Consider the following 13,314-nt stretch of genomic DNA (forward strand, 5'->3'; position numbering starts at 1 on the left):
TTCGCGGGCAAGCCCGCCCCCAACGCTGTAGCTGTGGGAGCGGCCTTGTGTTGCGAAAGGGCTGCGCAGCAGCCCCGGCCATCTCAACCCTCCTCAGCCTCTTCCCGCCGATACGCCCACTGGTAAAGCGCCGGCAACACCAGCAAGGTCAGCGCCGTGGATGAGAGAATCCCGCCAATCACCACCGTCGCCAGCGGCCGCTGCACTTCAGCCCCGGTGCCCGTGGCCAATGCCATCGGGATGAACCCGAGCGATGCCACCAGCGCCGTCATCAGCACGGGCCGCAAGCGCGTCAGCGCCCCCTCCTCAACTGCAACGCGCAAGCTGCGCCCTTCTTCGCGCAAGCTACGGATAAAAGCAATCATCACCAGGCCATTGAGCACCGCCACGCCAGACAACGCGATAAAACCAACGCCGGCCGAAATCGACAGCGGAATATCCCGCAGCCACAGCGCCAGCACACCGCCGGTCAAGGCAAAAGGAATGCCGGTGAACACCAGCAGGCCATCGCGCAGGTTGTTGAACATCATCAGCAGCAAGCCCATCACCAGCAGCAATGCTACCGGCACCACTACCTGCAGGCGCTCGGCGGCCGATTGCAACTGCTCGAACTGGCCGCCCCAACGGGTCCAGTAGCCGGGTGGAATCGGCACTTGCTGCAGCAGGGTCTGCTCGGCCTCTTCGACAAACGAGCCCAAGTCACGTCCGCGCACGTTGGCGCTGACCACCACCACACGCTTGCCGTCTTCGCGGCTGACCTGGTTCGGCCCTAGTTGCAGGTTCAGTGTCGCCACTTGCGACAGGGGGATGAAACCGATTTGCCCAGCCCCACCTGCCGCGTTTGCAGGCACTGGAATCAACAGGCTGGCCAAGCCATCGACATCGGTGCGCAGCGTCTCGGCAAGGCGCACCACCATGTCGAAGCGGCGATCGCCTTCATACAGCGTGCCCGCCGTGCGCCCGCCCACGGCAATGGCGATGGCGTCCTGCACATCACCCACGTTCAAGCCATGGCGGGCGGCCTTGTCGCGGTCGATGTCGATGGTCAGCACTGGCAGGCCGGTGGTCTGTTCCACCTTCACTTCCGACGCACCCGGCACCTGCTGCAGGCTGGCGGCGATCTGCGAGGCGGTGCGGTTGAGCACCTCCATGTCGTCACCGAATACCTTCACCGCCACGTCGCTGCGCACACCGGAGATCAGCTCGTTGAAGCGCAGCTGGATCGGTTGCGACATCTCATAGTTGCTGCCCGGCACGCTGGCGGCGGCGCGTTGCACCTGGGCAATCAGCGCCTCACGCGGCTTGCCAGGGTCGGCCCATTGCTCGCGCGGGTGCAGCATCACGTAGGCGTCGGAGATGTTCGGCGGCATCGGGTCGGAGGCAATTTCGGCCGTGCCGGTACGGGCAAACACCCGTTGCACTTCCGGGACCTGGCTGATGATCGCGCGCTCTAGGCGCTGTTGCATGTCCACCGACTGCGACAGGCTGGTGCCCGGTACACGCAGCGCCTGCAAGGCAAAGTCGCCCTCGCTGAGGCTGGGGATGAACTCGCTGCCCATGCGGCTGGCCATGATGCCGGACAGCAGCACCAGTAACGCGGCGCCGGTAAACGCCAGCTTGCGCCGGCCCAGCACCCAGGCCAGCACAGGGGCATAACGTTTGCGCGCAGTGCGCATCAGCACGCCCTCTTCCTCCTTGACCTTGCCGGTGACGAACAGCGCGATGGCGGCCGGCACGAAGGTCACCGAGAGGATCATGGCGCCCAGCAGGGCCATCACCACGGTGAAGGCCATGGGGTGGAACATCTTGCCTTCGACCCCGGTCAGGGCAAAGATCGGCAGGTACACCACCATGATGATCAACTGGCCGTAGATCAGCGGCCGGCGCGCTTCACGGGCGGCGGCAAATACCTCGTGAAAACGTTCGCCACGGGTCAGCATTCGGCCGTGGCGTTGCTGGGCATGGGCGAGGCGGCGGATGGCGTTTTCGACGATCACCACCGCGCCGTCGACGATGATGCCGAAGTCCAGGGCGCCAAGGCTCATGAGGTTGGCGCTGACCTTGTTGCTGAACATGCCGGTGAAGGTGAACAGCATCGACAACGGGATCACCATGGCAGTGATGAGCGCGGCGCGAATATTGCCCAGGAACAGGAACAGCACGGCGACCACCAGGATCGCGCCCTCGATGAGGTTCTTCTTGACCGTGGCGATAGCCTTCTCGACCAGGTTTGTGCGGTCATACACCGTCACCGCGACCACGCCCTTTGGCAGGTTACGGTTGATCTCGACGAGCTTGGCCGCAACCGCCTGGGCCACCGTGCGGCTGTTTTCACCGACCAACATAAACACCGTGCCCAGCACCACTTCACGGCCGTTTTCGGTGGCAGCACCGGAGCGCAGCTCCTCGCCCAGGCCGACCTGCGCGACATGGCTGACACGGATGGGCGTGCCGTCGGCGCTGGAGATGACGATATTGGCGATGTCATCGGCCGAGGCCAACTGGCCCGGGGCACGGATCAGCAACTGCTCGCCGTTGCGCTCGATGTAGCCCGCCCCGACGTTGGCGTTGTTGCGTTCCAGGGCGGCGATCAGGTCGTTGAGGGTGAGTTTGTACGCCGACAGGCGCTTGGGCTCTGGGGCGATCAGGTATTGCTTGGCGTGGCCACCGATGCTGTTGACCTCAGCCACCCCCGGCACGTTGCGCAACTGCGGCTTGATGATCCAGTCCTGGATCACCCGCAGGTCGGTGGCTGTGTAGGGCGTCCCGTCGTCCTTGAGCGCGCCCTCCTCGGCTTCCACCGTCCACAGGAAGATTTCCCCCAGCCCGGTGGAGATCGGCCCCATGCTGGCCTCGATACCTGCGGGCAACTGCTCGCGAGCCACCTGCAGGCGCTCGTTGACCAGTTGCCGGGCAAAGAACAGGTCGGTGCCATCGTCGAAGATGACCGTCACCTGTGATAGGCCGGAGCGCGACAGCGAGCGGGTCTGCTTGAGCCCGGGCAGGCCGGCCATGGCGGTTTCAATGGCGAAGGTGATGCGCTGCTCGGTTTCCAGCGGCGAGTAGCCGGGCGCGGCAGTGTTGATCTGCACCTGGACGTTGGTGATATCAGGTACCGCATCGATCGGTAGTTTCTGGTAGCTGTGGATACCCACGGCGGCCATCAGCACCACGGCAAGTATCACCACCAGGCGCTGCTCGATGGCGAATTGGATCAGGCGTTCGAACATGCAAGCATCCCCATGATCAATGACTGTGCTCGGCGGAGCCCTTGCCGAGCTCCGACTTGAGGACGAAGCTGCCGGCAGCAGCCACCTGGGTACCGGCCGCAAGGCCTTCGGTGATTTCCACCTGGCCTGCGTCACGCCGCCCGGCCTTCACCGGGCGAGCCTCGAAGCCCTCTTCGGTGCGGGCAAACACCACGGTCTGCTGCTCCCAGGTCTGCAGTGCGCTTTCTGGTACCACCACGGCGGCGTTGAAGCGCTCGACGCTGACAGCGATGTTGACGAACAGCCCGGGGCGCCAGGCGCCGTTGGGGTTGGCCAGGGTGGCGCGGACGGTGGCGGCGCGGTTCTGCTCGCCGAGCAGGCTGCCGACGTAGTTGACCTTGCCCTCGACCTCGGCGCCGAGGTCCGGTGCGCTGACGGTGACGCTGCGCCCGGTGGTGACCTTGAGCAAGTCGCGTGGGGCCACGGCGAACGTGGCCCAGACCCTGCTCAGGTCAGAAAGGGTGAACGCGTTGCTGGTCTCATCGACCACTTCACCCACGGTCAGGTGCTTCTCCACCACCACCGCATCAAAAGGCGCCCGCAGCTCGTACCGGTTGCCCGCCCCGGCCGGGCCGACTGCGGCGACTTTCTGCCGGGCATTGGCCAAGGCGATCTCGGCCTCCTGCAGGGCCTGACGGGCCTGCTGATAGTCCTGCTCGGCACTGATGCGCTCCTGCCACAGTTGCTGCTCGCGCTGAAAGGTCAGGCGCGCCAGCTCGAGGCGGCGCTGGGCGGCCTGCTGCTCGCTGCGCAGGTCGGAAATCTGCTGGCTGGCGATCACGGCCAGAACCTGGCCACGCTTGACCGCCTGGCCGAGGTCGGCGTGCACCGCCTCGACCACGCCGGGCACTCGGGGGACCACGTGCGCGGTGCGATCTTCGTCAAAGCGGATTTCGCCGGGGAAACTGATCGCGGTGCCCAGTTCGCGCGGTGCGGCAGCAGCCAGCTGGATGCCGGCGGCCTCGATCTGGGCGCTGCTCAAGTGCAACTGGCCTTCTTCTTCCTCATGCGCTTCACCCGCTTCTTCAGCGTGGGCGTGGCTGCCTTCACCGTGGTCGTCATGGCTGGCCTCGCCACTGCGGGCTTGGCCGAGGTTGCCGGTCCAGGCCAGGCCGCCGAGGCCGAGCACGGCGATGGCGGCGGCCAGAAGGGCCAGCTTGCGTGGGTTATTCATGGTTGCTCCTGCTGTTCGGTGTTTTGCTCAAACCCTCAAGGTCGCCGTAAATGCGCTCGACCTGTGCACGCGCGTCGGTCGCCATAGCCAGCGCCTCGAGATACAGCCCGCGCGCCTCGATCAGCGTGCGTTGGGCATCGAGCACGTCGAGGAAGGCAAACTTGCCCATCTCGAAACCACGGGTGGCGGTGTCCACGGCTTGTTGCGCCGAGGGCAGGATGGTCCGGTCATAGGCGTCAACCTCCTGCATTGCCGTGTGCCACTGGCTGACGGCGCTGCGGGTTTCGCTGCGCACGCGCAGCTCGACGGCATTGCGCAGGTCGCGGGCCTGGTCGGCACGGCGGGCTGCGGCCAGCACATTGCCTTGGTTGCGGTCGAACAACGGCAGCGGCATGGATAACCCCACCACGTTGACCTGTTCGCGATCTTCGCGGCTGTACTGGCTGCCGATGCTCACGGTCAGGTCCGGAATACGCTGGGCTTTTGCCGAACCCAACGAGGCCTCGCCACGTTCGATCTGCGCAGCGGCCAGGCGCCAGTCGGCGGTCTGCTCCACCTTTTCGAGCAGGGTTTCGGCCTTGGGCGCCGTACCGGGGGACAATTCGGCAGCCGGCAACCGGTCGAACATCGCCACCGGGCTGCCAGTCAGCCGCGCCAATGCCTGATAGGCCACTGCCTGTTGGGTTTCGGCGCGGCGTACTTCGGCTTGCGCCTGAGCCAGCTGCACCTGGGCGCGGGTGCTTTCTACCGGCGACGACTGGCCTGCGCTGACCCGGCCTTGTACCACCCGCACACCTCGCTCGGTCAACGCCTGCGACTGTTGCGCCAACGCCAGCGCGGTCTGCGCGCGCAGGGCGGCGTGAAATGCCTGCACCACATCGGCGCGCAGGGCGTTGCGCTGACGCTCCAGTTCGAGCTGGGCGATGGCCTGGCCGCTGCCGGCAACAGCGATGCGCGCACCGCGCTTGCCGCCCAGCTCCAGCGGCTGGCTGAGGGTAACGGTGGTGGTGCTGGTGTCGCGGCGGGTGTCTTCGACTTCCCAGGACAATTCAGGGTTGGGCAGCAGCCCGGCCTGGCGACGCTCGCCCTCGGCAATGCCAATCTCGCGGCCGGCGGCGGCCAGCTCGGGGTTGTTGGCAAAAGCCGCGGCGAGCGCCTCGGGCAGGCTCAGGCCTTGCCCTGCCTGGGCGCTGGCGGCGGCCGTCAGCAACAGGCAGAGCATGATGACTTTGCGGGGGGTCGGCACTTCGATGTCCTCGTCGGCGAGCGGTGGCGAGGGACTGTAGGGAGCGGTGGTTATCGGGGCGGTGGCGTGAACATTACAATTGTGTAATCGAGCACTGATATGACTGCGGGCTGTTCGCGGGTACGTGCAACATCAGTCCGATAATCGCCCACTTTTCCCCCTGCGACAGTCAACCCAATTGACGAAACTAACCGGGTGGTACAAACATAAAGGCGTTCAACAACAATAAAGCGAAGCCCGCCATGAAGCCTCTTATCCTCGTGCTCAACGGCCCTAACCTGAATATGCTGGGTACCCGCGAACCCGCTCAGTACGGCCGTGAAACCCTTGCCGACCTCGCGCAGAGCTGTGCCGACACGGCACACGCCCACGGCCTGGAAATCGAATTCCGCCAGACCAACCATGAAGGCGAATTGATCGACTGGATCCACGCGGCCCGCAACCGTTGCGCCGGTATCGTCATCAACCCCGGTGCATGGACCCACACTTCGGTGGCGATCCGCGACGCACTGGTCGCCAGTGAACTGCCGGTGATCGAAGTGCACCTGTCCAACGTGCACAAGCGTGAGCCCTTCCGCCACCTGTCGTTCGTTTCGTCGATCGCCGTCGGTGTGATCTGCGGCCTGGGCAGCCACGGCTACCGCATGGCCCTGAGCCACTTTGCCGAAACGCTGCGGGAGCAGGCCGCATGACCCAGCCAGCCATCCTTGCCGGCCTGATCGGCCGCGGCATCCAGCTGTCGCGCACGCCTGCCCTGCACGAACACGAGGGCGATGCCCAGGCCCTGCGTTATCTCTATCGCCTGATCGATGCCGACCAGTTGCAACTGGACGACAGCGCCCTGCCGCAACTGCTGGATGCCGCCCAGCACACCGGCTTCACCGGGCTGAACATTACCTACCCGTTCAAGCAGGCGATCCTGCCGCTGCTCGACGAACTGTCCGAGGAGGCCAGTGGTATCGGTGCGGTAAACACCGTGGTCCTCAAGGACGGCAAACGCGTCGGCCACAACACCGATTGCCTGGGCTTTGCCGAAGGCTTGCGCCGCGGCCTGCCCGATGTGGCCCGGCGCCAGGTGGTGCAAATGGGCGCGGGCGGCGCGGGGTCAGCGGTGGCCCATGCGTTGCTGGGCGAAGGGGTCGAGCGGCTGGTGCTGTTCGAAGTGGATGCGGCACGCGCGCAGGCACTGGTCGACAACCTCAATGCACGTTTCGGCGCAGGCCGGGCAGTCATCGGTACGGACTTGGCCAGTGAACTGGCCCAGGCGGATGGCTTGGTCAACACCACGCCGGTCGGCATGGCCAAGTTGCCAGGCACACCACTGCCGGTAGAACTGCTGCACGCGCGGCTGTGGGTGGCTGAAATCATCTACTTCCCGCTGGAAACCGAACTGCTGCGCGCGGCGCGGGCTTTGGGCTGCCGAACGCTGGATGGCAGCAACATGGCGGTATTCCAGGCGGTCAAGGCGTTCGAGCTGTTCAGCGGGCGCCAGGCCGATGCGGGGCGGATGCAGGCGCATTTTGCCAGCTTCAGCTGAGCCAGCACCGGCCCTTTCGCGGGCCTAGCCGGCTCCCACAGGCCACCGCTGATACCAGATTCAGCGCAATGGCTGTGGGAGCGGGCTTGCCCCGCGAAGAGGCCGGCATAGACACGCATCAACCTTTTTCATCCAGCAGCGCCTGGATGACTTTCTCCTGCCCGTCATAATCCCCCTCGCCAAAGTGCACATGCCTGACCTGCCCCTGTCGATCGACGAAGTAATGGGCGGGCCAGAACTGATTGCCCCAGGCATTCCACACCCGGTAATCGTTGTCTACCGCCACCGGATAACCGATGCCCAGGCGGGCCACTTTGCTTTTCAGCTGACCGACATCGTGCTCGTAGTCGTACTCCGGCGTATGCACACCTACCACTACCAGCCCCTGGTCGGCATAACGCCGGGCCCAGTCGTTCACATGCGGCAAGCTTCGCTGGCAGTTGATGCAGTCCCAGGTCCAGAAATCCACCAGCACCACCTTGCCCTTGAGCACCGGGGCATCCAGCGGCGGCGAGTTGAGCCACTCGCTGGCCCCGGACAGCGAAGGCATGGCGCCGTAGCTGTCGCGGGCCATCAAGTGGCCGGCCAGGCCCAGGCCAACGAGCGCCAAGGCCACGCCGCCCACCTTTAACAGCGCGCGATGATCAATTGTCATGGCAACCCGCCGTGGCGTAGGAGCGGTATTCCACACTCTCGTGCTGGCCTTTGGAGTCCAGGTAGTCCATGCGGGTGTTGACAACGCCACAGGCGTTGCTTTGATCATCTTTGACGGACAGCACTTTCTTCACGTCCAGATGGTCGCCATAGCGATACTGCATGGCATTGTTGTCGGTCATCGGCATGCTGGTGGCCTGGGCAGCCAGGGTGCCAAAACTGAGCACCGCGAACAGGCTGGCGCAAGCAAGGGTTTTGACGTTCATGGTATCGCTCCTGTGCAGCTTCGAAGGGTGAGGAGTGTTGCTCCCCGGTCGAGAGCCATTTCACCCCCGCCAGGTATCGCGCATGTGTCGCCAAACCTGTGATGTGCTTCCTGCTGTATCTGTGCAGGCGCCAGATACACTGCAATACAAACCCCTGCAGGCAAGCACCCGCCTGCTCGATACACTGCGCCCACTCCCCTTGCACAGGACCCCAGCGATGGAACATGTCGATCACATCCTGATCGTCGACGACGACCGCGAGATCCGCGAACTGGTCGGCAACTACCTGAAGAAGAACGGCCTGCGCACCAGCATCGTCGCCGATGGCCGGCAGATGCGCGCCTTCCTCGAAGCCAACAGCGTCGACCTGATCGTCCTCGACATCATGATGCCGGGCGATGACGGCCTGCTGCTGTGCCGCGAACTGCGCGCCGGCAAGCACCGCAACACGCCGGTGCTGATGCTGACCGCGCGCAACGACGAGACCGATCGCATCATCGGCCTGGAAATGGGCGCCGACGACTACCTGACCAAGCCTTTCTCCGCCCGCGAACTGCTGGCGCGTATCAATGCCGTGCTGCGCCGCACCCGCATGCTGCCGCCCAACCTGACCATCAGCGAAAGCAGCCGCCTGCTCGCCTTCGGCCAGTGGCGCCTGGACACCACCGCGCGCCACCTGCTCGACAGCGAAGGCACCCTGGTTGCCCTCAGCGGCGCCGAATACCGCCTGTTGCGGGTGTTTCTCGACCACCCACAACGGGTGCTCAGCCGCGAACAACTGCTCAACCTGACGCAAGGCCGCGAGGCCGACATCTTCGACCGTTCCATCGACCTGTTGGTCAGCCGGCTGCGCCAGCGCCTGGGTGACGACGCCCGTGAACCCAGCTGCATCAAGACCGTGCGCAGCGAAGGCTATGTGTTTTCGCTACCGGTGCAGCTGCTCGAGTCGCCGTCATGAAGTGGCCACGCACCTTGGCCTCGCGCCTGGCACTGATCTTCTTTACTGGCCTGGTGCTGGCCTACGGGCTGTCATTCAGCCTGCAGGCGTACGAGCGCTACATCAGCAGCCGTTCGATGATGCTCAACAACCTGGAACAGGACGTCGCCACGTCGGTAGCCATTCTCGACCGCCTGCCTGCCGCCGAACGCGCCGCCTGGTTGCCGCGCCTCGAGCGACGCACCTACCGCTATCGGCTGGATGAAGGCCTGACGGGCGCGGCAATGCCCAGCGAAGACCCTCCGATGGCGGCGGAGTCCATCGTCAAGGCGATCGGCAACAGCTATCGCCTGACATTCCAGGACATCCCCGGGCCGAACGCACACTTTCAAGCCCACCTGCGCCTGGCCGACGGGGCGCCACTGACCATCGACGTAACCCCGACGCCCGTGCCCGTGGCCAAATGGTTGCCAGGGGTGCTGCTGATCCAGCTAGCCGTGTTGCTGTTCTGTACCTGGCTGGCCGTACGCCTGGCCATCGGCCCGCTGACCCGCCTGATCAAGGCACTGGACGACCTCGACCCGGACAAACCGGGCATGCGGCTGGACGAAAGCGGCCCACGTGAGGTGCAATATGCCGCCACGGCGTTCAATGCCCTGCAGGCGCGCATCGCGGCTTATCTCAAAGAACGCATGCAATTGCTGGCAGCGATTTCCCACGACCTGCAAACGCCGATCACACGCATGAAGCTGCGTGTCGAAGTCATGGATGAGGGAGTCGAAAAGGATAAGTTGTGGCATGACCTGGATGCCATGGAGCACCTGGTGCGCGAAGGCGTGGCCTATGCCCGCAGCATGGACATCAACACCGAGCCTGCCTGCCGCATCAACCTCGATGCCTTCCTCGACAGCGTGGTGTTCGACTACCAGGACAGCGGGGCTCAAGTCGAGCGCCATGGCATTACCGGCAGCCTGCTGGAAGCGCGCCCGCATGCGTTGCGCAGGGTGCTGGTCAACCTGCTGGACAATGCCCTGAAGTTCGCCGGCAAGGCCCAGCTGGAGGTCAGCCGTGAACACGGGCTGATCTTGATTCGCGTGCTCGACGAGGGCCCAGGCATTCCCGAAGCAGAGCTCAACGAAGTGCTCAAGCCGTTCTACCGGGTGGAAAGCTCGCGCAACCGCAGCACCGGGGGCACCGGCCTGGGGTTGGCCATTGCCCAGCAGTTGACCCAGGCCATGGGTGGGCGGTTGACCTTGAGCAACCGCCAGGGCGGCGGGCTGTGCGCACAGATCGAGCTGAGATGAACACGCATGACAACTTCGCGGTGCGAGGCTCCGATACGCCGCGATGAGGTTTTCCTACGCACCCCATAACTACAGTCCGATACACAACACAGCCTGCGCCGACACACTGCAGATACCCAACCCCGCCACACTTCCGGTCACACATTGACACACCGGGAGCCCCCTTGATGAGAGCCATCGCCCTTCCCTCCGGCTGGAAGCTTTTTGCCGCCCTCGCCGGCTTGACCCTGGCCATGACTGCGGTGGTCCTCGCCGCTCACCCACTCGGCTCGGACGGCTTGCGCAGCGCCATCCGTGCCACCGCACGCAGCTCCTTCGCACTGTTTCTGCTGGCGTTTCTGGCGTCCTCGCTGGTGGCCTTGTTGCCAGGCCCCGCAAGCAGGCGGGTCTTGCGCGAACGGCGTTTCCTGGGCCTGGCTTTCGCCTTTTCCCACACCGTGCACGGCGCCTTGATCTACCGCTACGCCCAGCAGTTTCCCGAACTGTTCTGGGCCGGCCGCACAGTGACATCCAGCCTGCCCGGCAGCATCGGCTACCTCTTTCTGCTGATGCTGACCCTGACCTCTTTCAAAGCCCCGATGCGCCTGCTCGGCGGGCGGGCCTGGAAAGCCCTGCACAGCACCGGCATGTGGGTGTTGGCCGGGGTGTTCTGCCTGTCGTTCTACAACCGCATCCCCATGGGTGGTTGGTACCCACTGGCTTTCGCCCTGATGTTCGCCGCCATTGCACTCAAACTCACCGCCAAACGGGCGCAATCCCAGCGCCGCAGTGCCACAGCCCTATCCTGAGGAAGAGAAGAACCATGACCACCCTGACCCGCACCCTCACCACCGTCGACCGCTTCGGTAACTGGAGCGCCGACCTGCCGTTACGGCTTTTTCTGGCCTGGGAGTTCTTTGAATCCGGCGTTGAGAAATTAAATGGCAGCAATTGGTTCGGCGAATTGCAGGAGAGTTTCCCGTTCCCCTTCAACATGCTGCCCGCAGAACTGAACTGGCAGCTGTCGATGTGGGCCGAGTTGGTTCTGCCACTGTTATTGCTGCTAGGGCTCGGCACGCGGTTTGCTTCGGCAGGATTGATGGTGATCACAGTGGTTGCGATAGCCGCAGTGCACTGGCCGATGCACTGGTGGACCCTGGCGGAACTGGCGCAGGGCTACGCCTTTACTGACCAGGGCTTCGGCAACTTCAAGTTGCCGGTGATCTATCTGGTGGCACTGCTGCCGCTTCTGCTCAAAGGCGCCGGCCGCCTGAGCCTTGATCACTGGCTCAAAGGGCGCTTCGCTGCCCAAGCCTGAGCAGCACGCACAACGACGGGCTCGTCGCAGCTGGCGAAGAGCCCGTTTTCAATTCAGCGTGTACCGATGACAACGCCTAGCCCACGCAAGCTCTCCAGCAGCGCCAGGCCTTGCTGATGGTCTGCCCCCAAAGCCTGCAAGCGCTCGCGCCCACTGCCGTTCACCTGTGCCAGCAAGCGGTACGCCATGGGCGTCAGGCGTGAAAAGCGCACTTGCAGGCTGGCATCGCGATACACCATCAGCAAGGTTGGCAGCCCAGGGGCCTGCTCTGGCTGGAAGTCAGGGCCAATACGTTCCACCGGCCACTGATAGGCCAGTACCCTGGCCATGCACGACAACAGCGGTTCGCCCTGCAGCAGATCGCCCTGTGGGTCATGGGGCGGGTCTTCGGCATCGCTCAGATAAAGCTGCGCCTCGACCCACTCGTAGTGCGCAAGCTCCAGCTGCCACGGGGGATCAGCCTGGGTGCCCTGAAGGTAGTCGATGAACGCCTCGGCAACCTGGGTGAACAGCGGGGTTTGGCTGCGGTAGTTGGCGTAGAAATCACGCACCCGTGCATGCCAGCGCGGCTCGCCAAGGGCTTGGCGCAACACCGGGAAACTGCCCGCCAGCAGGCCTTCAATGGCGCCGTAGAATAGCTCGCGATAGACCTTCAAGCGGCGCTCTTCAACGCCAGGTGGAGGGGGATGCCGGCCTGGATCGCGCAGGTGCCGGGCCAGGGTGAACTGCTGCTCACGCAACGTTTCGCCCATGCGACACCTCCTGCTGTATCGCACGGACGCGCGCGGTTTCTTCGAGTAGCTTGGCCAACGGCGGGTAGTTGAAGTCACGTTCAAGGACTGTCGGTTGCGCCCCAAAGCGCTGGCAGGCCAGTGCGAACAAGGCCCAGACGTCATCATTTACCGGCGCGCCGTGAGTGTCGACCTTGAGGTCCGGCGCTTCATCGTAATGCCCGGCTACATGCATGGCAGTGACCCGCGCAGCCGGCAGCCCGCGGAGAAAAGCCAGAGCGTCATAACCATGGTTGCAGGCATTGACGAACAGGTTATTGACATCCAGAAGCAAGTCGCAATCGGCCTCCGCGAGCACCGCCCGGATGAAATCCAGCTCACTCAGCGCTTGATAAGGCGCGGCGTAATAGCTGATATTTTCCACGGCAATGCGCCGCTGCAGATGGTCCTGGGCCTGGCGGATTCTGGCTGCGACTTGGTGCACGGCCTCGTCGGTAAAGGGGATCGGCATCAAGTCATAGAGATAGCCGTCATCGCCGCAGTAGCTCAGATGTTCACTGTACAGGCGCACCTTATGGCGATCGAGGAACTGTCGCGTCTGTTCCAGCAGTTCGAGGTTCAGCGGCAGGCTTCCCCCCAGGGACAACGACAAACCATGGCTGGTCAGCGCAAACCGCTCGGTGAGCTGCGACAGGCTACGGCCGTAGGCGCCCCCAACTCCGATCCAGTTTTCTGGTGCACACTCCAGAAAGTCCAGCGCGCCCTCATCGAGAGTCAGCAGCTCAGGCATCAGACCACGGCGCAGGCCAAGGCCGGTGAACAAGGGTAAGAGGCTCATCGGTAAAGATCTCCACAACACGCACAACGCCCCACCTGACCTGCAGGCGGGGCGTTGCTTC

At 64.2% G+C, this 13,314-nt stretch carries 13 protein-coding genes; 6 read left to right on the plus strand and 7 right to left on the minus strand.

Going from position 1 to position 13,314, the window contains the following annotated elements; genetic code table 11:
* Nucleotides 1-83: 83 nt before the first annotated feature.
* Genes ACFY68_RS14215 through ACFY68_RS14225 form a run of 3 tightly spaced genes read right to left on the minus strand, consistent with a single transcriptional unit; the run spans nucleotide 84 to nucleotide 5,689 of the window.
* Nucleotides 84-3,230, minus strand: coding sequence for an efflux RND transporter permease subunit (locus ACFY68_RS14215; RefSeq protein ID WP_387528256.1), 3,147 nt, complete (start codon nucleotides 3,228-3,230; stop codon nucleotides 84-86).
* Between the two features lie 16 nt (nucleotides 3,231-3,246).
* Complete coding sequence (locus ACFY68_RS14220; protein ID WP_387528259.1) at nucleotides 3,247-4,443, minus strand: efflux RND transporter periplasmic adaptor subunit; 1,197 nt, start codon at nucleotides 4,441-4,443, stop codon at nucleotides 3,247-3,249.
* Nucleotides 4,436-5,689, minus strand: a complete 1,254-nt coding sequence (locus tag ACFY68_RS14225; RefSeq protein ID WP_387528261.1) for a TolC family protein — start codon at nucleotides 5,687-5,689, stop codon at nucleotides 4,436-4,438. Before ACFY68_RS14225 ends, ACFY68_RS14220 begins: the two co-directional genes overlap by 8 nt.
* Before the next feature lie 242 nt (nucleotides 5,690-5,931).
* On the opposite strand from ACFY68_RS14225, the gene aroQ reads away from it, so the two are divergent.
* Together aroQ and ACFY68_RS14235 are read left to right on the plus strand one after the other, a co-directional pair.
* Nucleotides 5,932-6,381: a type II 3-dehydroquinate dehydratase gene (gene aroQ / locus ACFY68_RS14230; protein ID WP_346612930.1), complete on the plus strand. Its 450-nt coding sequence runs from the start codon at nucleotides 5,932-5,934 to the stop codon at nucleotides 6,379-6,381.
* Nucleotides 6,378-7,226 (plus strand): shikimate dehydrogenase, encoded by an 849-nt coding sequence (locus ACFY68_RS14235; protein ID WP_387528264.1) that lies wholly within the window; start codon nucleotides 6,378-6,380, stop codon nucleotides 7,224-7,226. The genes aroQ and ACFY68_RS14235 overlap by 4 nt, the downstream gene beginning before the upstream one ends.
* Before the next feature lie 118 nt (nucleotides 7,227-7,344).
* Here the strand turns inward: ACFY68_RS14235 and ACFY68_RS14240 are convergent, their stop codons facing one another.
* On the minus strand, nucleotides 7,345-7,881 hold the full coding sequence (locus ACFY68_RS14240; protein WP_387528266.1) for a thioredoxin family protein: 537 nt from the start codon (nucleotides 7,879-7,881) through the stop codon (nucleotides 7,345-7,347).
* The gene (locus tag ACFY68_RS14245; protein WP_387528269.1) at nucleotides 7,871-8,146 is read right to left on the minus strand and encodes a DUF2790 domain-containing protein; all 276 of its coding nucleotides are present in this window, start codon (nucleotides 8,144-8,146) and stop codon (nucleotides 7,871-7,873) included. The genes ACFY68_RS14240 and ACFY68_RS14245 overlap by 11 nt, the downstream gene beginning before the upstream one ends.
* A gap of 217 nt (nucleotides 8,147-8,363) precedes the next feature.
* On the opposite strand from ACFY68_RS14245, the gene ACFY68_RS14250 reads away from it, so the two are divergent.
* From ACFY68_RS14250 to ACFY68_RS14265, 4 genes are all read left to right on the plus strand, one after another.
* Entirely contained in the window at nucleotides 8,364-9,104 is a 741-nt protein-coding gene (locus ACFY68_RS14250; RefSeq protein WP_201207473.1) for a response regulator, read from the plus strand.
* Nucleotides 9,101-10,387 carry a sensor histidine kinase gene (locus ACFY68_RS14255; protein WP_387528273.1) on the plus strand — a complete coding sequence of 429 codons (1,287 nt, stop codon included), beginning with the start codon at nucleotides 9,101-9,103 and terminating at the stop codon, nucleotides 10,385-10,387. The genes ACFY68_RS14250 and ACFY68_RS14255 overlap by 4 nt, the downstream gene beginning before the upstream one ends.
* Before the next feature lie 167 nt (nucleotides 10,388-10,554).
* A complete protein-coding gene (locus tag ACFY68_RS14260) occupies nucleotides 10,555-11,175 on the plus strand; it encodes a ferric reductase-like transmembrane domain-containing protein (RefSeq protein ID WP_387528276.1) in 621 nt (206 codons plus the stop codon).
* Between the two features lie 14 nt (nucleotides 11,176-11,189).
* Nucleotides 11,190-11,684 carry a DoxX family protein gene (locus ACFY68_RS14265; RefSeq protein WP_387528279.1) on the plus strand — a complete coding sequence of 165 codons (495 nt, stop codon included), beginning with the start codon at nucleotides 11,190-11,192 and terminating at the stop codon, nucleotides 11,682-11,684.
* A gap of 53 nt (nucleotides 11,685-11,737) precedes the next feature.
* On the opposite strand, the gene ACFY68_RS14270 is transcribed toward ACFY68_RS14265, so the two are convergent.
* Nucleotides 11,738-12,436 (minus strand): DUF2063 domain-containing protein, encoded by a 699-nt coding sequence (locus tag ACFY68_RS14270; RefSeq protein WP_387528281.1) that lies wholly within the window; start codon nucleotides 12,434-12,436, stop codon nucleotides 11,738-11,740.
* Nucleotides 12,417-13,253, minus strand: a complete 837-nt coding sequence (locus ACFY68_RS14275; protein WP_387528283.1) for a DUF692 domain-containing protein — start codon at nucleotides 13,251-13,253, stop codon at nucleotides 12,417-12,419. Before ACFY68_RS14275 ends, ACFY68_RS14270 begins: the two co-directional genes overlap by 20 nt.
* Nucleotides 13,254-13,314: the final 61 nt, after the last annotated feature.

The organism is Pseudomonas sp. NPDC012596, from assembly GCF_042902325.1.
GTDB lineage: Bacteria > Pseudomonadota > Gammaproteobacteria > Pseudomonadales > Pseudomonadaceae > Aquipseudomonas.

Excerpts from the sequence above, each read along its gene's own strand:
- ACFY68_RS14215 (WP_387528256.1), bottom strand. The coding sequence starts at position 3,230 with ATGTTCGAACGCCTGATCCAATTCGCCATCGAGCAGCGCCTGGTGGTG.
- ACFY68_RS14220 (WP_387528259.1), bottom strand. The coding sequence starts at position 4,443 with ATGAATAACCCACGCAAGCTGGCCCTTCTGGCCGCCGCCATCGCCGTG.
- aroQ (WP_346612930.1), top strand. The coding sequence starts at position 5,932 with ATGAAGCCTCTTATCCTCGTGCTCAACGGCCCTAACCTGAATATGCTG.
- ACFY68_RS14235 (WP_387528264.1), top strand. The coding sequence starts at position 6,378 with ATGACCCAGCCAGCCATCCTTGCCGGCCTGATCGGCCGCGGCATCCAG.
- ACFY68_RS14240 (WP_387528266.1), bottom strand. The coding sequence starts at position 7,881 with ATGACAATTGATCATCGCGCGCTGTTAAAGGTGGGCGGCGTGGCCTTG.
- ACFY68_RS14245 (WP_387528269.1), bottom strand. The coding sequence starts at position 8,146 with ATGAACGTCAAAACCCTTGCTTGCGCCAGCCTGTTCGCGGTGCTCAGT.
- ACFY68_RS14250 (WP_201207473.1), top strand. The coding sequence starts at position 8,364 with ATGGAACATGTCGATCACATCCTGATCGTCGACGACGACCGCGAGATC.
- ACFY68_RS14255 (WP_387528273.1), top strand. The coding sequence starts at position 9,101 with ATGAAGTGGCCACGCACCTTGGCCTCGCGCCTGGCACTGATCTTCTTT.
- ACFY68_RS14260 (WP_387528276.1), top strand. The coding sequence starts at position 10,555 with ATGAGAGCCATCGCCCTTCCCTCCGGCTGGAAGCTTTTTGCCGCCCTC.
- ACFY68_RS14265 (WP_387528279.1), top strand. The coding sequence starts at position 11,190 with ATGACCACCCTGACCCGCACCCTCACCACCGTCGACCGCTTCGGTAAC.
- ACFY68_RS14270 (WP_387528281.1), bottom strand. The coding sequence starts at position 12,436 with ATGGGCGAAACGTTGCGTGAGCAGCAGTTCACCCTGGCCCGGCACCTG.
- ACFY68_RS14275 (WP_387528283.1), bottom strand. The coding sequence starts at position 13,253 with ATGAGCCTCTTACCCTTGTTCACCGGCCTTGGCCTGCGCCGTGGTCTG.